Origin of the sequence: Hyphomonas oceanitis (assembly GCF_036964545.1) — a bacterium.
In the GTDB taxonomy this organism is placed as follows: Bacteria; Pseudomonadota; Alphaproteobacteria; order Caulobacterales; family Hyphomonadaceae; genus Hyphomonas; species Hyphomonas oceanitis.
Genome location: NZ_JBALTL010000001.1, coordinates 515,645 through 538,741 on the forward strand (window position 1 = coordinate 515,645; position 23,097 = coordinate 538,741).

The 23,097-nt window shown below is 59.3% G+C and carries 18 protein-coding genes; 9 read left to right on the forward strand and 9 right to left on the reverse strand.

Annotated elements, in window-relative coordinates:
• Position 1: 1 nt before the first annotated feature.
• The 3 genes from V7651_RS02655 to V7651_RS02665 are packed head-to-tail and all read right to left on the reverse strand — an operon-like array spanning position 2 to position 3,947.
• Positions 2–1,756, reverse strand: coding sequence for a methyltransferase domain-containing protein (locus V7651_RS02655; protein WP_034738741.1), 1,755 nt, complete (start codon positions 1,754–1,756; stop codon positions 2–4).
• Positions 1,756–3,069, reverse strand: coding sequence for an ABC transporter ATP-binding protein (locus V7651_RS02660; protein ID WP_051615090.1), 1,314 nt, complete (start codon positions 3,067–3,069; stop codon positions 1,756–1,758). The genes V7651_RS02655 and V7651_RS02660 overlap by 1 nt, the downstream gene beginning before the upstream one ends.
• Before the next feature lie 2 nt (positions 3,070–3,071).
• Entirely contained in the window at positions 3,072–3,947 is an 876-nt protein-coding gene (locus V7651_RS02665) for an ABC transporter permease (protein ID WP_034738738.1), read from the reverse strand.
• Positions 3,948–4,140: 193 nt separating this feature from the next.
• Between V7651_RS02665 and V7651_RS02670 the strand changes: the two genes are divergently transcribed.
• The 4 genes from V7651_RS02670 to V7651_RS02685 all read left to right on the forward strand — a co-directional run bounded on the left by V7651_RS02670 (position 4,141) and on the right by V7651_RS02685 (position 8,842).
• A complete protein-coding gene (locus V7651_RS02670; protein WP_335612086.1) occupies positions 4,141–6,000 on the forward strand; it encodes a hypothetical protein in 1,860 nt (619 codons plus the stop codon).
• A 90-nt stretch (positions 6,001–6,090) separates the two neighbouring features.
• Positions 6,091–6,801, forward strand: coding sequence for an acylneuraminate cytidylyltransferase family protein (locus tag V7651_RS02675; RefSeq protein WP_206741435.1), 711 nt, complete (start codon positions 6,091–6,093; stop codon positions 6,799–6,801).
• Positions 6,801–7,742: a phosphoglycerate dehydrogenase gene (locus V7651_RS02680; protein ID WP_034738734.1), complete on the forward strand. Its 942-nt coding sequence runs from the start codon at positions 6,801–6,803 to the stop codon at positions 7,740–7,742. Before V7651_RS02675 ends, V7651_RS02680 begins: the two co-directional genes overlap by 1 nt.
• 83 nt (positions 7,743–7,825) lie before the next feature.
• Positions 7,826–8,842, forward strand: a complete 1,017-nt coding sequence (locus V7651_RS02685) for a DUF2793 domain-containing protein (RefSeq protein WP_051615086.1) — start codon at positions 7,826–7,828, stop codon at positions 8,840–8,842.
• Between the two features lie 4 nt (positions 8,843–8,846).
• Here V7651_RS02685 and V7651_RS02690 read toward each other — a convergent pair whose 3' ends face one another.
• A complete protein-coding gene (locus tag V7651_RS02690) occupies positions 8,847–9,914 on the reverse strand; it encodes a glycosyltransferase (RefSeq protein WP_051615084.1) in 1,068 nt (355 codons plus the stop codon).
• Positions 9,907–10,947 (reverse strand): glycosyltransferase family 2 protein, encoded by a 1,041-nt coding sequence (locus V7651_RS02695; RefSeq protein ID WP_051615082.1) that lies wholly within the window; start codon positions 10,945–10,947, stop codon positions 9,907–9,909. Before V7651_RS02695 ends, V7651_RS02690 begins: the two co-directional genes overlap by 8 nt.
• Positions 10,948–11,104: 157 nt before the next feature.
• On the opposite strand from V7651_RS02695, the gene V7651_RS02700 reads away from it, so the two are divergent.
• Positions 11,105–12,265, forward strand: a complete 1,161-nt coding sequence (locus V7651_RS02700; protein WP_034738732.1) for a DegT/DnrJ/EryC1/StrS family aminotransferase — start codon at positions 11,105–11,107, stop codon at positions 12,263–12,265.
• A 21-nt stretch (positions 12,266–12,286) separates the two neighbouring features.
• Here V7651_RS02700 and V7651_RS02705 read toward each other — a convergent pair whose 3' ends face one another.
• Entirely contained in the window at positions 12,287–13,501 is a 1,215-nt protein-coding gene (locus V7651_RS02705; protein ID WP_051615080.1) for a glycosyltransferase family 2 protein, read from the reverse strand.
• Between the two features lie 131 nt (positions 13,502–13,632).
• Between V7651_RS02705 and V7651_RS02710 the strand changes: the two genes are divergently transcribed.
• The 4 genes from V7651_RS02710 (at position 13,633) to metK (ending at position 18,514) form a co-directional block, all read left to right on the forward strand.
• Positions 13,633–14,661 (forward strand): glycosyltransferase family 2 protein, encoded by a 1,029-nt coding sequence (locus V7651_RS02710; protein ID WP_034738728.1) that lies wholly within the window; start codon positions 13,633–13,635, stop codon positions 14,659–14,661.
• Between the two features lie 367 nt (positions 14,662–15,028).
• Entirely contained in the window at positions 15,029–16,423 is a 1,395-nt protein-coding gene (ahcY, locus tag V7651_RS02715; RefSeq protein ID WP_034738727.1) for an adenosylhomocysteinase, read from the forward strand.
• Between the two features lie 19 nt (positions 16,424–16,442).
• Positions 16,443–17,300, forward strand: coding sequence for a formyltetrahydrofolate deformylase (locus tag V7651_RS02720; RefSeq protein ID WP_034738724.1), 858 nt, complete (start codon positions 16,443–16,445; stop codon positions 17,298–17,300).
• 32 nt (positions 17,301–17,332) lie between these two features.
• A complete protein-coding gene (metK, locus tag V7651_RS02725) occupies positions 17,333–18,514 on the forward strand; it encodes a methionine adenosyltransferase (protein WP_034738722.1) in 1,182 nt (393 codons plus the stop codon).
• Between the two features lie 116 nt (positions 18,515–18,630).
• Here the strand turns inward: metK and V7651_RS02730 are convergent, their stop codons facing one another.
• From V7651_RS02730 to V7651_RS02740, 3 genes are all read right to left on the reverse strand, one after another.
• Positions 18,631–19,851: an AGE family epimerase/isomerase gene (locus V7651_RS02730; RefSeq protein ID WP_162176909.1), complete on the reverse strand. Its 1,221-nt coding sequence runs from the start codon at positions 19,849–19,851 to the stop codon at positions 18,631–18,633.
• A 187-nt stretch (positions 19,852–20,038) separates the two neighbouring features.
• Positions 20,039–20,362, reverse strand: coding sequence for a hypothetical protein (locus V7651_RS02735; protein ID WP_034738720.1), 324 nt, complete (start codon positions 20,360–20,362; stop codon positions 20,039–20,041).
• A gap of 62 nt (positions 20,363–20,424) precedes the next feature.
• Entirely contained in the window at positions 20,425–22,929 is a 2,505-nt protein-coding gene (locus V7651_RS02740; RefSeq protein ID WP_335612087.1) for a S8 family peptidase, read from the reverse strand.
• Positions 22,930–23,097: the final 168 nt, after the last annotated feature.

Consider the following 23,097-nt stretch of genomic DNA (forward strand, 5'->3'; position numbering starts at 1 on the left):
TCTAGGATTGGGGTTTGCGAGCGGCCACAAGCATGGTTGTCATGTGTTTGAGCGACCGGTCCACACCCTCTGGATCGCCCCATACGGTTTTCCTGAAGCCCTTGGTGTAACGCGCGCGAATGGACAAGGGCTCAAGGAACATGGTGTCCTCAGTCGGGTGAGGCAATTGGCCACCGATCCGCTCATCGACACCCGTGGGATCAACTTCGAAACCCGCAGCTTGCAAGGAGCCCAACCACAATTTGCTGATTTTCTCGATGCGCTCAATATTTGTGTCGATTGAATGCACGGCCCAGCCACCAGGCTTGAGGACACGCAGCATGTCTTCACAGACTTTTTTCACATCCGGACCAGGAACATGTTCCAGAACTGAAACCGAGATGCAGGCATCAAAAGCGCCGCTTGGCAGGAGGCCTTCACTCTGGCCCAGAAGTCCATCCACGATTGCTGAAGGGTCTCGGCCTCGGTCTGCCAGCGCCAGAACGTTCGCATTGTAAAAGCCGGCCGTGTCGATCCCTGCATAATCACACCAATCCGGCAGATGGCGCGGAAAGTACAAATTGAATCCCTGACCAACTTCCAAAACCTTCGAGAGCCCCAGATTCCTTATGTAATCGAGCACATAGAGATTGCCCAGCTGCTTGAGACTCCACTCCATGCCCTCTGGCATCGTCTCTCCCGGGTGCATGGCGCCGAGCAGATAAACGTCGTCCCAGGTAAACGCATCGCTGGAATGGATGCTGGCCAGTCTGAGGAAGTCCTTCTCGCGTGCTACGGCAAATCGAGTATCGAACGGAGCACCCGCTGGCGTCCTGCTGTCGGGTTGCAACAGACAGGATATAGGATCCGTCCAAATATTGATCTTTCGTTTCTTCGAGCCTTTGAAAACAATCGTCGAGCCCTTGGTCTTATCTGCCTCCAATGACGAAAAATCCAGGTCGCCCATCTTAGGCGATTTGGTCTGAATTTCTTCGGTTTTCGCATTTCGATCCGACACATCCGACGGGCGGCTGGCGCGCGCAAGGAATGTCATTCGGTCGTAATTGGGTTCCCTGGCAATACGGCCGCCAAGAAGGTGCGTTTCCGAGACAATATCGAAACTGGCAAGTCGAAGCATTCCCCGTACGGCATCAGCCGTCGGAATAAACAGGGTTGGCGCACCATATACCGGTTGTTCCAGTTCCGTATTCAACAGGAGCGACGCCTGCTCCCCTTCCATCACGATGCTCTCGACCAGGAAATACCCGTCACGGCGCAACAGGCGGCGCGCCTCGAGAAACGCATCGAAGGGCGAAGTCAGGTGATGAAGCATCGCGGACATGACCACGATATCGTGGCTAGCAGGTTTGAAAGTCTGCGATATCTTTTTGAGGTCGGTCGCAGGATGGTAAGCGAGGTTTTTATACCCTTGATAAGCTCGCACCTGCCTGAAGCGATCAAGATCGTACTGGCAAGTCGCATCGACACGTGCAGCGCCCTTTGCCGCCATGATGAATGCAATCATTCCGTCGAACGTACCGACATCCAGGCATGTCAGGCCCTCAAGATCGATATGGTTCAGCGCATCAAACAGTGGCCACAAGTGATAGTTGGCGGGGTAGTTGTCTTCGTAAACCCATGATCCCGTGCGAATCCCGTCATCAAGCAACATGTCATGAAAGAAGGATTCCTTCTGCATGAGCTCCGCAAGCTCCGTACGGGACATGTCCGTAAACCGGTCGCGCATTCGGGCATTGATTTTTACTTCATCGCCCATCAGTGATCTGCCCGCTTGGAAAACAGAGAATTCACGGTGCGCTGCAATGGTTTGTTTTTCGCGACGCCGTCAACTGAGTAGCTCCATTTGAAGGGAATTGAGACAACGCCCCAGCTCTTGCGTCCGACATGGCGAACAAGGAAATCGGAAAGTTCAGCCATGAACATGAATTCGGTCCCGTCGGTGATGCCAATCGCCGCGCGGTACTGTCCAGGCACAAGCACGACATCGGACGCCTTCATTTCAAGAACAACGCGCTGGCCCGCTTCAGCCTCCAGCTTCCTGCCGTCGGCGTCTGTCGCCAGGCCCGCCAAAACATTTCCGTCGGCATCGTAGATCGGTACGCCGACGATCAGGTTGCGCGGCGTGTACTTTAGAACGAACGAGACACGCAACCCAAAGGCATCACCCTCCATGAAAGCGGCCGGCTCAGATCCGGCCGCATCAAGCCATTCAAACTCGAAATCCGAGATCATGTCCGGTCGGGAAACCGGCGCAGGAATAAGCGATTTAGACTTTTCAGGGGCGACTGTCGTATTCTGTTCAAGGGTCTGGAAATAAGCGATGGCGGCATCGGGCTCGCCGGAAAAAACGACCTTTCCCTTGTGCATAACCATGACTCTATCACAGAAGCGCCCTACGTCGCCCATGGAGTGCGAAACGAAGACAAATGCGCTCTTGGCGCGCATCTCGCGAACCTTGGCGAGACTCTTCTGTCGGAACCGGAAGTCGCCGACGGCAAGAACCTCGTCAATGATCAAAACTTCCGGCGCCACCATGGCCATGACCGAGAAAGCAAGCCGCATCTTCATCCCGGAAGAATAGCTGGCAAGCGGCGCGTCAATCGCATGTTCGAGTTCGGAAAAATCAATGATTTCCTGGACCCGAGCGGCCGTTTCGGACCGCCGGAAGCCAAGGGCGGCAGCGCGAAGATATATGTTCTCACGACCACTGGCCTTCGGCTGAAATCCGGCTTGCAGATCGATCATGGCGGCTGACGTTCCGCGGATCATGACCTCTCCCTGATCAGGAAGCAGCTGCCCCGCCAGGATACGCAAGAGCGTGGTTTTGCCCGACCCATTGAGCCCGATAATCCCGATTGCTTCGCCGCGCTTCAGATCGAACGAAACATCCTGTACAGCCCAGAATTCACTGCCCGATATCTGGGCTGTGCCAGGCTTCCCAATATTCCAGAAGGCGTTTCGCGCCATCCGGGACATACGTCGCCGGGTATCGCTTGTCTTGCGGGCATAAAGCTTTCCTAGGCTCTTTACCTGCATCAACGGCAGTTCGGAATCGAAGGGTTCTGTCATATTCAATCGATGCCTCTAATGCGGCGCTCCATCACGTAGAAGAAGCGCATCGCAATCATGAATAATATGAATGCAATACCGCCCCATATCAGCAGGACAATCGAATCCGAATGCCTGCCTGTGAACAAGAAGTCTCGCGATGATTTGATGACCGCAGCAAACGGGTTGATCTTTTCAAGAACAACCAGTCCGCCAAGCGACGTTAGCGGAAAGATCACGCCGCTCATGAAGATACCGTACTGCAGCAGGATCGTCACCACACGAGACGTATCCGGAATGATTACATTGAAAACCGCCAGGATGAGTCCAAGCGACAGGGAAAACACCATCCCGACGAGCAAGGCTCCGGCGAAACCGAATATATTGAGGTGCGGCCACTGCGCGAAATAGATCATCATGAGGACCAGCAGGCCGAGCCGAACCAGCGTATCGAAACAGAGCTGTCCGAAGGACGCCGCGATCGACACGGAAATGGGCAGGGAAGTCTTCATCGACTCCTTGTTGCGGCTCTTAAGCACCTGGATCGGGCGAGTAATCATGCCCGTCATCAGGGACCATATCGTAACGTTGAAGCCAATGAAGATGGCCGGTGCCAGCCCGTCATGCCGCGGAAACACGCGTAGGTTGACGAGGAAGATATAGACGGTCAGCGGCACCAGCGGCAGGGCAAAGTTCCAGAAAATGCCAAACATCGTGCCACGATAACTACTGCGGAAATCGCTGCTGAACATGTTTGCGACATGCGAGCGATAGCCCCAAACTTCCTTGAAAAGCGCGCGGATCGCCTCGTATGACGTGGCAGAAAAACGGGCGTCTGGAACATAGGTGCGCACAGCCGAATGACGCTCATCAATCCGCTCTGAACGATCTATTTTCATGTTTTCAGACCGTTCGCTAACGATTCAAGAGGCAGTCAATATCGTACTTCGGACGTGCCCGACCGGGTTGATCGTGTCAACAGATGCCGTCAGCACTCGGCCAGGCATCGCCACCCGCAAACAGCTTGCGCACATTGACGCCACAAGCGTAGCCGCGCAAAAGCAGGGCGACTCCAATTGTCCAAGGCAACCCATGGCTCCCGCATCCGATCGGACTCTTTTGGATATCAAGCCCGCTGGCACGCTTGTCGTTCTGGGAAATGGTCCAAGTCTGCGCGGCTTCGACTTTGAACGCCTGTCAGGTGTGGCTACTCTGGGCATGAACGCGGCGTACAGGCACTGGGATCGCATTGACTGGCGCCCGACCCATTACGCCTGCCTCGACGATGCGCTCATCGAAACGCACAAGAGCGAAATTCTACGCCTGATCGCAGAAGACAAGATAAGCTCATTTTTCCTTTCCGGCCGGATGCTTGAACTTGAGCCCGGGCTCGCAGATCATCCAAAAGTGCGTTTTCTGGATGAATTCGTCCCTCATTGGCTGAAACGACGCGGACAAAATCACGGTCTGACCTTCATCGACAGCGATGCATTCCGGACCGGGCAGGACGCCTTCGTCACCACAGGTGCGTATTCGGTCCGCTACGCCGCCTGGCTCGGCTATGATCAGATCGTTCTTCTGGGTATAGATTTGACCTATCACGGCCTCCCGGAGTCGGAAGCTATTGACGATCTCCGCTTGGTCATGACCGAAACGCCCAAGCACAATCCCAATTATTTTTTCGATGACTACCAGCGCCAGGGGGATGCGTTTCAGGTTCCCAATCCGGAGAGCCATGACCAGGAACTGCATATCGCCGCCTTCGAAGCAGTTCGCGACGATTTCCTGCGCGAGCAGGTACCTGTGTCCCTGATAAACGCGAACCGCTTATCGCGGTTGAATGCTGAAGCGATCCTGCCCTTCGCCGAACTGGGCAGTCTACTCAACGAGGCAAGCCTCGGTGCCATCATCGTCCCTCTCACAGCAGGTGAACAGGACCAGGCCCTCGATAACCTCTGGCTGTGGGCCCAGCCGGCCTTTTCGCCCTTCCTCGGCGCGGCCCCTAAACGCCGGCCGGATCTTGTATTCGTCTGCAACAATGCCGCTGCTGCGGCTTGTGAAAAGAGGGTTCGGGCTTTCCTCACCAATGAGCCAGTCCTGCGCGACTGCTTCGACCAGGTCAGGTTCGTGACGCTCGACCTGAGCGGAGATGCGGACATCTACCGCCGCGAAAATCACGGTCCTCGCACCAACCAGGGCTTTCGTGCCGGACCCAACAACCTCTTCTTCGCGGCCATGGACGCCGTGCGCGGTCACTGGGGCCACGCACTATATATCGAGACCGATTGTGTCCCGATCCGTCCCGACTGGCTGGGACAGATCAACCGCCACCTGCAAGGTGCAGAACCCGCCTGGGTTACCGGCAGCATCTATCGTGGCTCCGACGCCCTCGGTCCGCGCGAGAAGCGCCATATCAATGGCAACGCCATCTACGCGACGAGCGATCCGGCCTTCCAGCAATTCATCGACACGGTCTGGCGGCCCAGATTGGCAGCACTGGTCGTCGAACATCCCGAGATGCCGTTCGACTGCGTAATTGAGGCCCTCTATGAAAAGGCCGACGGTCGCCAAGGTGACGATGATGCCGATTGGCGTCTGATGCGCGCCATCAGCCACAAATTCCGCTATTCGGCCCTCATTCCAAATCTCACCGGCGACACCGCGTCACTACACATGCTGGCTGACCAGCTTCAGGAACTGATCGGCGCTTCACCCGAGTCCTGCATCGTTCATGCACGCCGCCTCGCCGCCCTGATTGCCCCTTTACGCGACAGCGGATCGAAACCCTCAATCATTGAGTTGCTTGCGCTCCTGCGCGAGGCTGCCGACGGCCTGCCGCCGCGGACGCCCGCGTCCCAGCACCGGCGCAGGGGCCAGCATGCCTGGACCGTGGCCCGCGTCCGGCAGGGCCTTGCGCGCCGTCTGCCTCCCCTTCGCCGCTTTATGGATTGAGCCCTGTAACCCCGATTGCAGGGCGCCAACGTATGCCGTATTGGGCGTGGCGCTTCGTGCCCATGCACCCGCCCTGACAGGAATGACCAGATGACCGACAATACCAAGATCACCGCCCTCCTGCCGATGAAGGCTCATAGCGCCCGTGTGAAATCCAAGAATTTCCGACTGATTGCGGGCAAGCCGCTCTTCCAGTGGATACTTGATGCGCTGCTCGCTGTGCCTGCAATCGACAAAGTCGTCATCAATACGGATGCGCGCCAGATCCTCGCCGATGAAGGCCTGATCGAATCAGATCGCGTCATGATTCGTGATCGCAAGCCGGAACTCTGCGGCGACTTCGTATCCATGAATCTTGTCCTTGGCGACGATATCGCCAACGTGCCGTCGGACCATTACCTGATGACCCACACGACCAATCCGCTGCTGCAGCCAGACATGATCGAAGGCCTGATTGGCACCTATCTCGGCGCGCTCAAGGCAGGCAAAGCCGACTCCCTGTTCACGGTCAACGAAATGCACACGCGGTTCTACACCGTCGAGGGCGCCCCCATAAACCACGATCCCGACAACCTGATCCGGACACAGGACCTGCCTGCCTATATGGAGGAGAATTCGGTCTGCTACCTGTTCACGCCTCAGAGCTTCGCGGCCACGAATGCCCGGATCGGCAAAACCCCCCTGCTCTATCCCACGCCCAAGCTTCAATCGGTCGATATCGACGAGATTTCCGACTGGTTCATCGCTGAATCCCTGCTGATGCGCGTCGCTGCGGGCGAAAAACTCCCTGAGGAAGCCTGATGTCCAAGCCCCGTATTCTTGTTACCTGCCCGCCCATGCTCGGCCTGTTCGCCGAGTTTGCAGATGATTTCGCCGCCCATGGCCTGGAAGGCGTGCCCGCGAAGACGTCGCAAGTCCTCAGCGAAGACGAGCTTATTGCCCTGCTGCCCGGTTTCGACGGCTGGATCATCGGAGATGACCCGGCGAGCCGCCGCGTTGTGACATCGGCGAAGGAAGCTGGTCTCAAGGCGGCCGTCAAATGGGGCGTCGGCGTCGACAATGTCGACTTTGCGGCCTTCAAGGATCTCGGGCTGCCAGTCGAAAACACGCCCGGCGTTTTCGGTGGCGAAGTCGCTGATGTCGCCCTCACCTATACACTCGGCCTTGCCCGCGAGACCTATCGCATCGACCGCGAGATCCGTGAGAAGAACGCCTGGCCAAAGCCCAGCGGCATCAGCATGACGGGCCGCACCGTGGCGCTCGTCGGTTTCGGCGACATCGGCCGCCAGACGGCCAAGCGCATCCTGGCCTGCGGCAGCAAAGTCGTCGTCTACGATCCCTTCTTCAAGCCCGCCGAAGGTCTCGACGTGGAAACGGCCCAATGGCCCGACCGCCTTGATGAAGCCGACTTCCTGATATTCACCTGCCCGCTGACGCCTGAGACGCGCGGGATGTTCAATGCAGACCTTCTGGGCAAGCTGCGCCCCGGCGTTCGCGTGGTCAATGTCGCCCGCGGCCCGGTGATCCAGGAGACTGCATTGCTCGAAGGCCTAAAGTCCGGCGTCGTCCACTCGGCCGCGCTCGACGTGTTTGAAGTCGAGCCCCTGCCGGCCGACTCACCCTTCCGGGCCTTCGACCAGTGCATTTTTGGATCGCACAATGGGTCTAATTCGGCGGATGCGGTGCGACGTGTCAGCCGTATTGCCATCGGCAAGATGGCCGGATTCCTCGGTACGGCCTGACATTTCCGGCCAGGAGGCCGCAAACTTGTCCGACCCAATCACGGGCATGGCACACTGCGGGAAACAGTCCCACGGAGTGCCACATGGATTCGACCTCTCGCCTTGCCCTGCCCTATATCCTGCCCAATCAGGCACAGAAACACGTCACCCTGAACGAGTCGCTGCAGGCACTCGATGTCATGACAAGCCTCGCTGTGCTGTCGCGGGTATTGGCTGAACAGCCGGCGAGCCCGGCAGACGGCGATTGCTACATCCTCCCTGCAGAGGCGTCGGGTGTCGCCTGGTCCACCTTCCAGCCAGCCCACGTCGCCGCTTATGTCGATGGCAGCTGGATCACCCTTGCGCCGCCTGAAGGCTGCCGCGCATGGGCAAGGGACGAAGACCGGCTGCTCGTCTATATTGACGATGCATGGACGCCGCTGGTCTTCGACAGTCTCGCGCGCATCGGCATAAATACGGGCCCAGACCTCGCGAACCGTCTGGCCGTGAAATCTGACGCCATCCTTTTCTCGCATGACGATGTGACGCCCGGCAGCGGCGACGTGCGACAGGCCGTCAACCGGGCGGCTTCCGCCGACACTGCATCCATCCTGTTTGAAACCGGCTACGAGTCTGGCGCCGAACTCGGCCTGATCGGCTCGGATGATTTCGAGATTCGGGTCAGCCCTGACGGAGAGACGTTTGCAACCGGCATGCAGGTCTCCGCGGCGGATGGCACCGTCAGCTTTCCTGCGGGCTTCGCCTCACCCGGCACAGTGCTCTCGTCGCTGGAACTGCGCGCTGCCCTCGGCTCGATTGCCGACGACACGGTCGCGACGGTGGACTTCGGAAAGGTTATCAACGGGTCTGTTATCATGGCCGTGCCAAATTCGCTGAGCTCAGCGCCTGTCGCCCTTTTCTTTGCCCGCATGGCGACCAGCCCTATCCTGACGACCCTGTTCTCCGACGGCGCTGCATTCACCACCCAGACAGGCGTCTTGTCCGGCACGACGGGCGAAGACGGCAAGATCAATTTCTCGGCCACCGATGACGGTCGCTTCATTGTCGAAAACCGCCGTGGGATCTCTATCGGCTACACGCTTTATACATTCCTGCGCTGAAGCGTCAGCGCCATGCCGCGCGCAGGAAGCGCACGGTTTGCTCCGGTGATGGCGAGAGGCTCAAAGCCAGCGTTTCGCCTGCCGGAAGTGGCCGGGCCAGCCGAATGTCGATCACGGAACCTCTTTGGCCGACAGCGTCCAGTTTGGCTGATCCCGCCACGCTCAGGCCCGTTGCCTCGCGGTCAAATGTAAGCGTCACGCCTGTCTTTGACTGCGGATCATAATGGGCAAGATGAAGCGTCGCATTCGGCTGGACCAGTCCATCGGCGCGGATGCCAAACACGCTGGGACCGCCGCGTCGCAGCCGCCGCCGCACGCGCTCCCGCAGGCTTGCAGGCCATAGGCGATCGGCGACAGCATGCACGATAAAAGCCCGGAATGTGCCCGAACGCGCGTCTTCCGGGGCATGGCGCTGGATGATGTCCTGCAACTCATCCCGACGACGCTTGTTAAGTGACGCGGTCTTCGTGTCTTCGCCCCAAAGCACCATCGATAGGGCGGCATCAAGGAAATCGAACTTGGCGCCCGCCTCGTACATCCGGATCCAGAGATCCCAGTCCATCGTGTAGTGGAGGTCGACGTTGACTCCGCCCACGCCTTCACACGCAGATCGGCGGAAGAAGCACGAGGGCTGCGAAATGATGCCTGCCTGTAGCAGGCGCGGGCCGGGCGGCTCGACGTTGAAATGATAGCCGGTCATCGCGCCGGTCTCGTCGATGATGCTGCTGTGACCATAGATGACGTCAAGATCGGGAGCTTCGGAAAGCCGCGCACGCACGCGGTCCAGCGCGCCTGGCATGAGAATATCGTCGGCATTCAGCCAGCCGAGCCAGTCACCCGGCACGTTTTTCCAGCCCTCGATAATCGCATCCGATTGGCCTTTATCGGGACCGTGACGCCGATAGGATAGCCAGTCATCATGTGCATCCGCCAGCGCCCGTACACGGGGATCGTCCGAAGCATCCAGCAGCGCCACGTTTACACCGGCGCCCTGCGCCTTCAGGCTGGCAAGGCTGGCCGGCAGAAAAGGGTGCCAGCTACCGATGGGAACACTGAAAGCAAATTCAGCCATGCGCACGATCGCCTGCCGATACCGGCGCATCCGGCGTCACAGCCTTCGGTGCCCGCAGCGGACGAATGACCGGTCGCCTGTCGAAAAGGCGCTTGGGGTTCCATGCCATTGCGTAGCAAAGATCCGCGAGGCCCACCGACCGCTCAGGCGGGCCGTAGCGTTTGTCTTTCTTTAGGGCGCCCAGTCCCGCAAGCCCGGCCTTGATGCCGCGCCATGTTGGGCCTGCCCGCCCTGTCATGAACCCACGCAGAAAGATTGCCAGCGTTAGCGCCACATGGCCCGGCAGCGTCAGCCATAGCAGCAGTCCCGGAGTATTCTTGGCATAGGTCCACATCCGGTTGCGCGTACCGTGGAAGATCGCAAACTCGCTCGCGCGCCCGGAAATGCCACTGCCTGCATGGCGGATAATCGCATCCGGCAGGAAGACGCAGCGCTCTCCCGCCAGCCGCATTCGGTAGCCAAGGTCGACATCCTCGCAATAGCAGAAGAAGCGCTCGTCAAAGCCTCCATGCGCCTCGAAAACGGATCGCTTGAATACAGCCGAAGCCCCGCACGGCGAGAAGCACTCCCCCTCTGTCAGCGGCTCTGCCGGCAAGCCGAAACCACCGCGCCATGGGATGCCGAACCCGAGATAGCAGTCGCCGGCGCCATCCATGATGGACGGGTCCTCCAGCGCATATTGCGCGCAGGCAAACATGGTCGTGTCCGGGTGGCGCTCGGTGGCCGCCATGACGCGCTCCAGCCAATCGGGATTGGCCACTGCGTCGGGATTGAACAGCGCAAGCCAGGTGCCTGTGGCCACTTTGGCAGCCAGATTATTGCCACCAGCGAAGCCGAGATTCTCGGTCTGGGGCAGGAAACGATAGCCCGGCAAGCCCTCGGAATTCAGATTGTCAGCTGAACCATCGGAGGAAGCATTATCCACCAGTAGAACTTCGAAATTGCGGAAGCTCTGCGCGCGCAGCGAATCCAGCGCCTGCTGCAGGAACGCCTCGCCATTATAATTTACAATGATGACAGAGACGGCGACCATGCGAATGTGTTCTGGTTGACGCCACCTTGATTGTCAAACACCCATGGCGCAAGCCCACGTCGGATTGCGTAACGGACTGTGATTTGCCCCATCCGGGACAACGCCCTATCCGCTTGGCGCCAGAGACATGACCCCAGTATTGTGAGGATTTTCCCCAATGAGCCTTCCCTTCATCGACCTTCAGGCACAGCGCAAGCGGATCGAGACCGAGATCAACGCGGCCATCCAGGGTGTTGTTGAAAGCGGCCGCTATGTGCTCGGCCCGGAAGTCACCGAACTGGAAAAACAGCTCGCGGCCTGGTGCGGCGCCAAGCACGCCGTCAGCTGTGCCAATGGGACGGATGCCCTCGCCCTCGCGCTGATGGCGTGGGAGCTGAAGCCCGGCGACGCCGTGTTCTGCCCCAGCTTCACCTTTGTTGCGACGGCGCAGGTCGTTCCCTGGCTCGGCGCTACGCCCGTCTTCGTCGATATCGACGCGGCGAGCTACAACATGGACCCGGCCAGCCTGCGCGCAGAGATCGCTTCCGTCAAAGCAGCCGGCAAACTGAACCCGAAAGTGGTCATCGCGGTCGATCTGTTCGGGCAACCGGCGAACTACCCTGAAATCAAAGCAATTTGTGACGAGTTCGGCCTGAAGCTCATTGCCGATACGGCGCAGGGCTATGGCTGCACGCTGAACGGCAAGCACCCGTCTGACTGGGCCGATATAGCCACGACCAGCTTCTTTCCGGCCAAGCCGCTCGGCTGTTATGGCGATGGCGGCGCGATTGTCACGAACGACGGCGCGCTGGCCGAACGCATTGAATCCCTTCGGGTTTATGGAAAGGTGACGCCGACTGACGCGGCCACGCGCAACTTCCATCACGACCCGAAATATCTGAGCCTCCGGGTTGGCATGAACTCACGCCTCGACACCATCCAGGCGGCCATTCTGCTCGAAAAACTGAAGATCTTCGCGGACGAGATCGAGCGGCGCCAAGAGGTCGCCGACAGGTATTCCAAGGCCCTTCGTGGGGCCATCAGGACCGTTCCCGGGGTCATCGAGGGGGGCCGCTCGGTCTGGGCCCAGTATGTCATCGAGCATGACCAGCGCGACGGCCTGCAGGCCCACCTGACGGCGCAGGGCATCCCGAGCATGGTCTACTATCCGGTGCCGATCCACCAACAGGACTTCGCGCTCCGCTTTGCGCCAGCAGAAGGCCACCTCAAAGTGACGGAAACAGCCAGCCAGCACGTTCTGGCCCTGCCGATGCATCCGTATCTTGAGCCATCCGACCAGGACCGCGTGATCGACGCCGTGGTGGGATTCAACGGCTAGGCCAGTATCGCGATAATCATGTCACGCGGTTTTTTTTGATGCTTTCCAAAGCAACAACCTGGAGCCTTGGCGCCAGCCTGTTAGACGCCAGTAGAGTCCCAGCAATCTCACCACACGACGAAAATCCCTTTCGACGAGCTTGTTTCGGATAAGATATGGCAACGGGTCAGCGATACAGGCTATGGCCGCGCGCCGCGCATCCAGTCCCTCCAAAGCCGAGCTTAGCTCATCCAGTATTTCAGGCGCAGCAATTAATTCATCAAGTCCGTAGCGGCAGCCCAGCATGCGGCTGAGAATGATCCGATCCATCGCACCGAGCGGGGCACCGGGAGCCTCGCGCGCGCCATACCGCACCGCACTGAGCGCCTCCGGCCAGAGCTTCTTGCGCGCAGCGACCGTTGCTTTCTGAAAATATGCTTGCCGCCGTTCCACAGCATCCTCCGGCTCCGAGGATGCCGATCTGCTAACAAGCTCGCCAAGCGTGACATCAGGCAGAAGCTCGCGGAGCAGTTCGGTGTCAGCGACGCTCCAACGCGCATTGCGAGTATCGGCCGCATAACGGATATCGGCGGGTCCGCGCGGCCCATCATGTTGGCGTTGAAAGAGCGTAACGCCTTCGACTCGGGCCGCATTCCACCGACGGGACAGAAGAAGCAACACAGCATAGTCTTCGGAAATGACTTTATCTTCCGGCAGAGGAAAGATGGCCTCATAGCACGAGCGGCGTACCAACATGCAAGGTTGGCCCGTGATGAAACAATCTTCCATGACGTGAATGAAAAAGGACCTTTCATCCTCGGGAGGATAGGGATGCGTATGCTCAAAACGCATCGCGCCAGTCTCCGGATCTTCCCGGAACTTCTGCAGCGCCCCATAGCTAATTGCCGTTGATGGCTCCGTAATGAACGGAGACACGAGCCTTTCAAGCGCATCTACCGGGGCAAGATCATCATCATCCATGATCCAGACAAGATCACCTCTCACCTGACGAAGACCTGTATTTATCGCGGCGTTCTTGCCGCCATTTTCCCGACGAATATAGCGGACACTGGTGCCGAATTTGGCGACGACTTCTGCAGTATTGTCGCTGGATCCGTCATCGACCACGACAATTTCCGCAATCGGATAAGACTGATTCAGTAATGTTTCAATACTGGCTGTAATCAGGCCGGACCGATTGTATGTCGGCAAGATCACCGAGACGCTTGGTGAGCTTTTGCTTGCAGAATTGGTCAACGGTTAGTCTTTCCTGTGCACTTTCTATCGTCTCTCCAAGCAAGAACAATGCCGAGTGAGCAAATATTGACAGGCATAAAACTTGCGAGGCAAACCAGAAAGCCGTTCAGTTTCTGGAGGACGCAAGTAGAATGACCCACGAATCCTTTGATCGTCAACCAACCGATGTCACCATCATCGTGGCGCCGCGCGAGCGGTTCGAGCAAGCCACGATGTCGCTGCAAGCCTGCTTTGACACCGCTGACCTGCCTTTCCGCATGATCTATGTCGATGGAGGCTCACCAAAAGCGATAGCTGACGAACTGAAGGATGAAGTTGAGAAGCGTAACCACATCTATATCCGCCGTCCGGGTTACATCACTCCGAACGATGCCCGCAACACCGCCCTTCCCCTGGTGGATACCAAGCATGTTGTCTTCATCGACAACGACGTCAGCTTCGCACCGGGGTGGTTGTCCGCCCTGGTAAAATGCGCCGAGGAAACCGGTGCCGGCTTGGTCACTCCAACAATTCTTGTCGGACCGGGGTCTCGTATGCCCGATCTGAAGGTTCATCATGCAGGCGGCATTCTTCAGCTGACTGACACAGGTCATGGTCGAAAAATGTACCGTCGCCACGGCTTTGAGCATGAGCGGTATCTGGAATGCAAAAGCGAGCTAGTCCGAAAGGAAACAGATTCTACAGAATTTCATGTCGTGCTCGCCCGGACCGAAATGCTGAAGCAGATTGGTCCGCTCGATCCCAAATTGGTAGGATTTACTGATGAGATCGACGTGGCCTTCAACGCCCATGAGCACGGATGGTCAATATGGTATGAGCCAACCTCCGTCATTGTCTATGACGTTGCCAAGAAATTCACCTGGCGGGAAATTCCCTATTTTTGCCTGCGCTGGAACACTGCACGCTGCATGAAAGCGGAGCGATACTTCTACAAGAAATGGAACCTTGTGCCAGAATTCCAGCGTCAAAGGAATTTTCTGCGCGACCATCGTCGTGACGTTTTCCCCTTCAAGAAAATGCAGTCGATAATAGGCTGGCGAGCCACTGTCACATTCACGAATTTAATGTGTGAAACGATCGCTCTTGCGACTTCAATCCGTTTCCTCAAGCCCGACCATTCGCCGCTTCCCATATCCTCCGCCGTCGCAAAGCGCGTATAGGAGCATTGCAGGATATCCGAGCTTGAGACGGCCATTTCTCCCAGGGAAGCCTCAAAAAGGGCTGGGCGGGATCAGCGGGACCGACGATAATCCGACGCTGCGAATGTAGGAACGTCTGCAAACCCACCGTTTGCCAGTTCGGCTTCGACCAGCGGCCAAGGCCCAAACCACACGCTATCCTCCATCGAAGACGATCTGTCAGGGGCACGCCTTGGCACACCGTCCCATTTATACAGTCCTTATGTGCTGTTTATGCGGCGCTCCATGTCATATTTTTCCCGTTTTCCCATACCTCGTGCAGGCATGCGCGTTGCCTTCGGCTGCGCGTCATGCTAGCTCACGCATAAACATATAAAGGAACATTGATATGGCCAACGACTATCATGTCGCCGACATCAAACTGGCTGAATATGGCAACAAGGAAATCGCGATTGCCGAAACGGAAATGCCGGGGCTGATGGCCGCGCGCGAAGAGTTCGGCCCGACGCAGCCACTTAAAGGCGCGCGTATCTGTGGTTCGCTCCACATGACAATCCAGACCGCCGTTCTGATCCAGACCCTCGAAGCCCTTGGCGCCCAGGTGCGCTGGGTTTCGTGCAACATCTATTCGACGCAGGACCACGCTGCGGCCGCGATCGCTGCCAATGGTACGCCGGTCTTCGCCTACAAGGGCGAAACGCTGGAAGAATACTGGGACTACACAGACCGCATGTTCCAGTGGCCAAACGGCGAAGGCCCGAACCTGATCCTCGATGATGGCGGCGACGCCACGATGTACCTTATCCTCGGTGAACGCGCCGAAAACGATCCGGCCTTCCTCGAGAAGCCAGGCTCGGAAGAAGAGAAATTCCTCTTCGCCCAGATCAAGAAGCGTATGAAAGCCTCGCCAGGCTGGTTCGCAAAAACCAAGGCCGGCATCCGTGGCGTCTCCGAAGAAACGACGACTGGCGTGAACCGTCTCTACCAACTCGAGAAGAAGGGCGAACTGCCTTTCCCTGCCATCAACGTCAACGACTCGGTCACCAAGTCCAAGTTCGACAACAAGTATGGCTGCAAGGAATCGCTCGTCGACGCGATCCGCCGCGGCACAGACGTGATGATGGCTGGCAAGAAAGCCTTCGTCGCCGGCTATGGCGATGTCGGCAAAGGCTCGGCTGCCTCGCTCTCCGGTTCTGGCGCGCGCGTGTCCGTCTCCGAAGTCGACCCGATCTGCGCCCTGCAAGCCGCCATGGACGGCTATGACGTCCTCACGATGGAAGAAGCTGCCTCGAAATTCGACATCTTCGTCACCGCGACCGGCAACAAGGACATCCTCACCGTCGACCACATGCGCGCGATGAAGGACATGGCCATCGTCTGCAACATTGGCCACTTCGACAACGAGATCCAGGTCGAAGGCCTGCGCAATTTCGAATGGACGAACATCAAGCCGCAAGTCGACATGATCACGTTCCCTGATGGCAAGCGCATCCTGCTGCTTTCCGAAGGCCGCCTCGTGAACCTTGGTAACGCCACGGGTCACCCCAGCTTCGTGATGTCCGCCTCGTTCACCAACCAGACGCTGGCCCAGATCGAACTTCACCTGCGCGCCGACGAATACGAGAACAAGGTCTACACGCTGCCCAAGCACCTCGACGAGAAAGTGGCCATGCTGCACCTCGACAAGCTCGGTGCACAGCTGACCAAGCTCTCGGAAGGTCAGGCCGACTATATCGGCGTGACGACCGAAGGCCCGTTCAAGCCAGAACACTACCGCTACTAGGCCGGAGCGGCGCAAGGCATTGAGCCAGGAGCATATCCTCACGCTTTCCTGCCCTGACAGGGTGGGTCTGGTCGCCACACTCGCGCGGCTGATGGAACGGCATGGCTGTTTCATCGCCTCGTCACGCACGTTTGGTGATCCCGATACTGGCCGATTCTTTGCCCGCCTCGTCTTCCAGTCGGAAGGCGGGGATGACGTGCCCACTGGCCTGAAGGCCGACCTTGAGAATGCCGCCGGGGAGCTTTCCGCCACCTGGGGCATCCACACGGTCGGCCAGCCGGTCAAGACGCTGCTGCTGGTCTCCAAATCCGACCATTGCGCCAACACACTGCTCTACGGCGCCCGGCGCGGCGAGCTGCCAATCGAACCGGTTGGCATCCTGTCGAACCATCGCACGCTGGAAGAGGGTTTCTCGCACTGGGGCCTGCCTTTCTTCCACGTGCCCGTCATGGCGGAAACCAAGGCCGATGCCGAGGCCCGCATGTTCGAGCTGATCGAAGAGACGGGCGCCGAACTCATCGTGCTCGCGCGCTACATGCAGGTGCTCAGCAATGAGGCCTGCACCCGGCTTGCCGGACGGTGCATCAATATCCACCACTCCTTCCTGCCGAGCTTCAAGGGCGCGAAGCCTTATCATCAGGCCCATGCACGCGGCGTGAAGGTGATTGGCGCCTCGGCCCATTATGTGACGCCTGATCTCGACGAGGGCCCGATCATCACTCAGGCCACAGAGGGCATAGATCACACATATAGCCCGGCCGACATGATAGAGCTTGGCCGCCACCTTGAAGGCACGGCCCTGCTTCGCGCCGTCAAGGCCCATGCCGAACACAGAATATTCATCAACGCTGGCAAGACGGTTGTCTTTGCCCGATAGTCTCAAACGCGACGCTTGCGAGGAAACAGAAAATGAAAATGAACGACTTTGAATTCACCAGCGAAAGCGTTGCCGAAGGCCACCCGGACAAGGTTGCCGACCAGATCTCCGACGCCATAGTCGATCTGTTCCTGACCAAGGACCCGTCCTCGAAAGTTGCCGTCGAAACCCTGACGACAACCAACCGTGTCGTCCTCGCCGGCGAAGTGCGCACCAATAATGGCGCGGTCGTCACCCATGACGAGATGATCCAGGCCGCGCGTGATGTCGTGAAAAAGATCGGCTACGAACAGGACGGCTTCCATTGGGAAAAGATGGATGTCAGCTGCTACGTCCACGGACAATCTGCCGAGATCGCGCAAGGTGTTGAAGAGGGCCAGGGCCTCTACGCCGAAGAAGGCGCCGGCGACCAAGGCATCATGTTCGGCTATGCCGCAGACGAGACGCCCGAGCTGATGCCTGCCACGCTCGTCTACTCCCACCAGATCCTGCAGAAGATGGCCGCCCTGCGCCATTCCGGCGAACGCCCGGAATTCGAGCCCGACGCCAAGAGCCAGGTGACGCTGCGCTATGTTGACGAAAAGCCTGTCGGCGTGAACGCCATCGTCGTCTCGACCCAGCACAAGGAGAGCGCGACGCTCGAAGAGCTGCGCGAACTCGTCCGCCCGATCGTGCAGGACGTGCTCCCCGAGGGCTGGTTCCCGCCGGAAGACAAGTTCTACGTCAACCCGACCGGCAAGTTCGTCATCGGCGGCCCTGACGGCGATGCCGGCCTTACCGGCCGCAAGATCATCGTGGACACCTATGGCGGCGCAGCGCCCCATGGCGGCGGCGCCTTCTCCGGCAAGGACCCGTCCAAGGTGGACCGCTCAGCCGCTTATGCCACGCGCTACCTCGCCAAGAACGTCGTTGCCTCGGGCCTCGCCAAGCGCTGCACGATCCAGGTCTCCTACGCCATCGGCGTGTCGCAGCCTCTGTCCGTCTATGTCGACACGCACGGCACGGGCCTCGCCGACGAAGCCCGCATCGCCAAGACGCTGCGCGAACTGTTTGACCTGTCGCCAAAAGGCATCCGCACCCACCTGAAGCTGAACAACCCGATCTATGCCGGCACGGCCGCTTACGGCCATTTCGGCCGCACACCCGGCGCCGATGGCACGTTCACATGGGAAAAGACGGACCTGATCGACGAGCTGAAGCGCCTGATCAACTAGGCCGCAGGGTGAGAGCCCTCCACACCCGATCCGAGCAAGGCCTGCGCCGTCACCCGTGACTTGGCAGGCCTTGTCTCCGCTCGCAGATAGAGTGTCTTTGACCAGACTGAATTATGCTATGAACCGGCTCTGAGGCGGCCCGCATTGTCTCGCGATCTCGGCGCAGGAAAGGCTCCGGGCTGCGCCCGTAATGCCTCGGACACGCGCACGACTTCGCCAATCGCCGCCATGTAATGATAGAATGTACTCGCCTGCGCGGGCGCCGGCGTCGCGGCGCCATCAGCATCATAGGCATCGCGCCATATGCCGGGGACGGGCGTATTGAGATACGTATCCAGCAGGGCGTTTATGATGAAGGCCGCCTGGCCCAGCGCGGTCTCATGCCCCTCTTCCGCGAGCACGAGGGCGGCCTTGAGGTATTCCGTCTGCGGCCAGGACCGGCGCGCGCCACACCCGAACGTGCCGTCCGAGCGCACTTCGTCGATCAACAGACCGCTCGCCGCATCCGTGCCGATCTCGCGCGCCTTGTCATAGAGACCGCGGACATAGGCGCCATAGTCACGCCCGCACCGCTTTCCGAAATTGTGGATGAGCCAGGCCCACTCCATCATGTGCCCCGGTTCGATCAGCTCTTTCAATTGAGGATCGGGTCGCCAGTCCTGCGTGAAATATTCGGTGACGCAGAATGTCCTGGCGTCGAAGAAATGCGCTTCGAACAGATCGAACATGCGCTGGGCAAGGTTCAGGTATTTGGTCTGGCCCGAGATCTGATGCAGCGCCAGAAAGGCCTCGAACAGATGCATATGCGGGTTCTGGCGACGCGGCAGATGCGCCGAAAGAGATTCGATATATCCACCATGGGGCGAAGCCATCTCACGCTCGAGAAAGCCAATGTGGCGGTCAGCAGCTTCAAGCCAGGCCGCATCGCCGGTCACTCGGTAGCGCCAGGCGAGAGCCAGCAGGTAGAAGGACTGGGTGTAGAGGTCGCGCGTCTCGTCCGCGACCGTGCCATCCGGCTCCAGCAATAGCGCACAGCCATGCTCCCGGCTGGTATCGTCCTGGAAAAAACTGTCGGCGAGGGCGCGCTGCATGCCCCTGTCCGCCACTTTCTTCAGACCGCTCCCGAGACCCAGGACATGGGCATGATCAAATGCGTAGACCTGACGGAATTGCACCCGAACGCGGCGCCTGACATCAATTTCGGCAAGGCCTTGTGCCGAAGCGCACTCGATGAAGCGTCCCTTTGCATCGACGCCCTTGCTTGCCCAGAAAGGCAGTGCGGCATCGCGGCACCAGGCCAGCAACCGATCAGATGCATCAAGAAACTCTACTTGCATTTCCGGTTCCGACTTCAGGATCACGTTCCCGACATCAACCGGGGTCCCATATGCGGCTCGCAAGGTCAACCAACAGTTTACCGAAGCGGTTAACCAACGCAGCGGGGTCATCAGACAGCCCTATGCCGGCTAGAATAGCGCTTTCAAAAGGCCGAACAGGCTACAGCTCCGCGACCTTTGCTACGCCTCACATGACGACCTGTATCCTGTCGATTCGGGCGACCTCCCTGCCGCCGCAGGTCAGACTTATGGCCGTCGGCATGTCATCGCTGACAGGTTCACGATAACCTGCATTTCCGACCACCGCAGGGCCTCCGGGTGACAGCGCCAGTGAACGCACAGCCGGATCAGCCGAGGGCTCCGGTGTCAGCTGCCAGGACCGCTCGTCGTCGAGCTTAACCGCCACAATCATCTTGTGCGGGCCGGTGCCGACCTTTGGCATATGGTCAACCCAGGCCGAGGCGCGAAGGATGACAGGACAATCGGCGACGGCTGTATCGGGCGTCATCATGCCTTGCCACGCCGCGCATGCGCCTAGCGGCGCAAGCAGCAACGCGCCAAGGCCCGCGCGCCTTACCACTTTGTCCCGAGCGCCAGCCACACGACGTTTTCCGCCTCCGCACCGCTGATATGGTTGGGTGAGGTCGAAAGCGCCGCTGATACGTCACCCGTCCAATTGTCGGACAGGCGGAACCGGTAGCGGGTTTCATAGTCAATCTCCCGCCCGCTAGGCGTCAGGCCTGCCTCGATTTCATTGCGCAGCAGCACGCCGCGGTCATCAATGGCGGTCGGCGCAAGGAAGCGGATCGTTCCAGTCTCGGCGCGGCGCGGCTGGGCCACCACCAAACTGAACTGCCCCGGCCCGGCCGGATGGCTCGCCCCAACAGACCAGCGACTGGTCCAGATACCCTGCGCGTCAACGCCGGGAAGATCGACACTGGCCATTTCGAATCCGGATGACAGCGTGAGCCGACCGAATGGGCTCCATTCACCTTCAAGCGAATAGGCCGTCATGCTCGCCTGATCCGTTTCACCGAAACGGTCCTGAAGGCTGCCGCCCAAGGCCGTCCGGTCATCCGAGGCAGACGATAGTCCCGCCCGGAACGACCAGTAGCGCGCATCGCGGCCAACACTGACGCCGCTCAGTGAGCGCGCGTCATCAGTGGCGGTGAAAAGGTCCATGGTGAAACCCATGCCCATATCGCGGCTGAGCTGGGCCCAGTTGCCGCCCGTCGCATACGCATTGCCAACGCCTGGCTCATTGAACAGGGTCACTTCAGGTGCAAGGCGTTGCAACCCGCCGCCCTGCCCGAATTCGACCTCGCCCCCCTGGAAGCGATAGGACGCCTGATAATTGGTGACCGGCTCTTCCTGGTAAGGTGCCAGACGGTCTTCCTGCACGCGCGGTGTGGACCATGCAAAGGAGAGATCGCCCACAGCAACAGCCCGCGAGTCGCTCGCGGCCCAGTCTGCCCGTGTGTTCATGTTTACGACGCGCGAAGTCGGCTGCAATTGTGTCGGCAAGGACTTGCCCGCCTTGTCGGCATCAAGCCGGAAACCGCGTCCATAGTTATCCGTAAAGACAATGCCGTTGAAAGCGCCGGACGCTGTCGCCCAGTCGCCGAACGCACCGCCTGAAGGCGCCAGCGTCTGCGCCACGCTCATCTCCTGCCCGGAAATCGACAGGCTTTGCTGGCCCTGTGGCCGGAACGCTTCCACCAGGTTGATAATGCCGACACCCGACACCGAATCCGTGCCGACACCGGCTATCTCGCCCGTTATGGCATCTGGCGTGTTGTCGACATAATCATCTGCCGTATCGAGCAGGATCTGAAGCGCCAGCTCGGGATTGTCCTGCAGGTTCGGGAACGCATCCAGCAGCAGCGCCAGAGCGCCGGCGACGTATGGCGCCGAAAAAGAGGTGCCGCTGACACGATAATAATCACCGATGGAGTCCGCATCATTACAGGATGCTGTCTGCACGCCGACGCAAGTTACGCCGTCCGGATTCCCGACATCGTCATCAAGCCCCGTCGTTACAATGTCTTCACCGGGAGCGAGGAGATAATAGTCCTGCGTGGCCGTTCCAGCCCGGTTCGAGAAATCAGACATCACACGGTCAAGCGTGATTGAACCCACCGCGACGACCCGGCCGCGCGAAGCGGCCTCACCCGCAATATAGGCTGGCTCAGACGGGATCTGCCCCATCGCCTCCACGGGATTTCCCATGTCGTCAGTGCCTGCCGGTTCGGCTTCATTGCCCGCCGATATGACGACAAGGACGCCCGCAGCTGCTGCGCGGCGCACGGCATTCTCAAGCGACTGGTCGGCATCAATGTCGCCACCCAGCGACATGTTTATCACGTTGGCCCCTTGGGCCACGGCGTAGTCGATGGCCTGAACCAAAGTATTGTCGGAAAATGTACAGCCTTCGTCCTCGCCCGTCCGGGCGCAGCTTCCAGGCGAATCCGCCCTGATGTCGATCACCGACGCTTCATAGGCAATGCCCTGTATATTGACGCCGTTGTTTCCTTCATCAACTGGCGTCGCATAATTGTCCTGCCGGACGGCAGCCACCACGCCTGTCACCAGCGTTCCGTGGCCATCGGTGTCGATGTCACCCGGCTGACGCACCTGAACGACGCTATCGCCATTCGAATCGTATCCCGAGCAGGCATTGGCCGCACAAACATCATAAGTGCGGATATCCGCCGCTGCGAGGTCCGGATGGTCCCTCAGGACACCCGTGTCGATGATGGCAACGGTGATGCCATCGCCTGTCGCGCCTAACGCATAGGCCGAGGAGGCCCCGATAACCGGCAGGCCGCCCGTGCGATTATACTCGTAAGTCTCGAACGCGCTCGCCGGAGCTATCGTCGATGGAAAGGGCGCCGGTGGCGGCGGAGGTGGAGGGGGCGGCGGAGGTGGAGGGGGCGGCGGAGGCAAAGGCGTAACGGCCGACCCACCGCCACCGCCGCCACCAGCACATGCGCCGAGCACAAGGGATGACGGCACAAGCAGCGCAGCCGTAATGACAAACGGGATCGAGGCCTGGCGGCCCTTGCTGTTTCGGGACAATGGATACTCCTGACTTTGAGATCTCCTACGGGCACGCGTCTGCATTGGATGTCCCGAAAGCGCTTTAATAGCAGCGTGGCGCCTTGCCCACTCCCCTGTCAAGCGAGCGCCGCAGGGGCCCCATGCGCGGCTGAAGGCTAGCCTTGCAGCCTCGCGTCTGAAATAAGC

Bases quoted from the DNA above. Each gene is read 5' to 3' on its own strand.
- metK (WP_034738722.1), top strand. From the start codon at position 17,333: ATGAAAATGAACGACTTTGAATTCACCAGCGAAAGCGTTGCCGAAGGC.
- V7651_RS02680 (WP_034738734.1), top strand. From the start codon at position 6,801: ATGTCCAAGCCCCGTATTCTTGTTACCTGCCCGCCCATGCTCGGCCTG.
- V7651_RS02670 (WP_335612086.1), top strand. From the start codon at position 4,141: ATGGCTCCCGCATCCGATCGGACTCTTTTGGATATCAAGCCCGCTGGC.
- V7651_RS02735 (WP_034738720.1), bottom strand. From the start codon at position 20,362: ATGATGACGCCCGATACAGCCGTCGCCGATTGTCCTGTCATCCTTCGC.
- V7651_RS02660 (WP_051615090.1), bottom strand. From the start codon at position 3,069: ATGACAGAACCCTTCGATTCCGAACTGCCGTTGATGCAGGTAAAGAGC.
- ahcY (WP_034738727.1), top strand. From the start codon at position 15,029: ATGGCCAACGACTATCATGTCGCCGACATCAAACTGGCTGAATATGGC.
- V7651_RS02675 (WP_206741435.1), top strand. From the start codon at position 6,091: ATGACCGACAATACCAAGATCACCGCCCTCCTGCCGATGAAGGCTCAT.
- V7651_RS02685 (WP_051615086.1), top strand. From the start codon at position 7,826: ATGGATTCGACCTCTCGCCTTGCCCTGCCCTATATCCTGCCCAATCAG.
- V7651_RS02710 (WP_034738728.1), top strand. From the start codon at position 13,633: ATGACCCACGAATCCTTTGATCGTCAACCAACCGATGTCACCATCATC.
- V7651_RS02690 (WP_051615084.1), bottom strand. From the start codon at position 9,914: ATGGCTGAATTTGCTTTCAGTGTTCCCATCGGTAGCTGGCACCCTTTT.
- V7651_RS02655 (WP_034738741.1), bottom strand. From the start codon at position 1,756: ATGGGCGATGAAGTAAAAATCAATGCCCGAATGCGCGACCGGTTTACG.
- V7651_RS02695 (WP_051615082.1), bottom strand. From the start codon at position 10,947: ATGGTCGCCGTCTCTGTCATCATTGTAAATTATAATGGCGAGGCGTTC.
- V7651_RS02730 (WP_162176909.1), bottom strand. From the start codon at position 19,851: ATGCAAGTAGAGTTTCTTGATGCATCTGATCGGTTGCTGGCCTGGTGC.
- V7651_RS02700 (WP_034738732.1), top strand. From the start codon at position 11,105: ATGAGCCTTCCCTTCATCGACCTTCAGGCACAGCGCAAGCGGATCGAG.
- V7651_RS02665 (WP_034738738.1), bottom strand. From the start codon at position 3,947: ATGAAAATAGATCGTTCAGAGCGGATTGATGAGCGTCATTCGGCTGTG.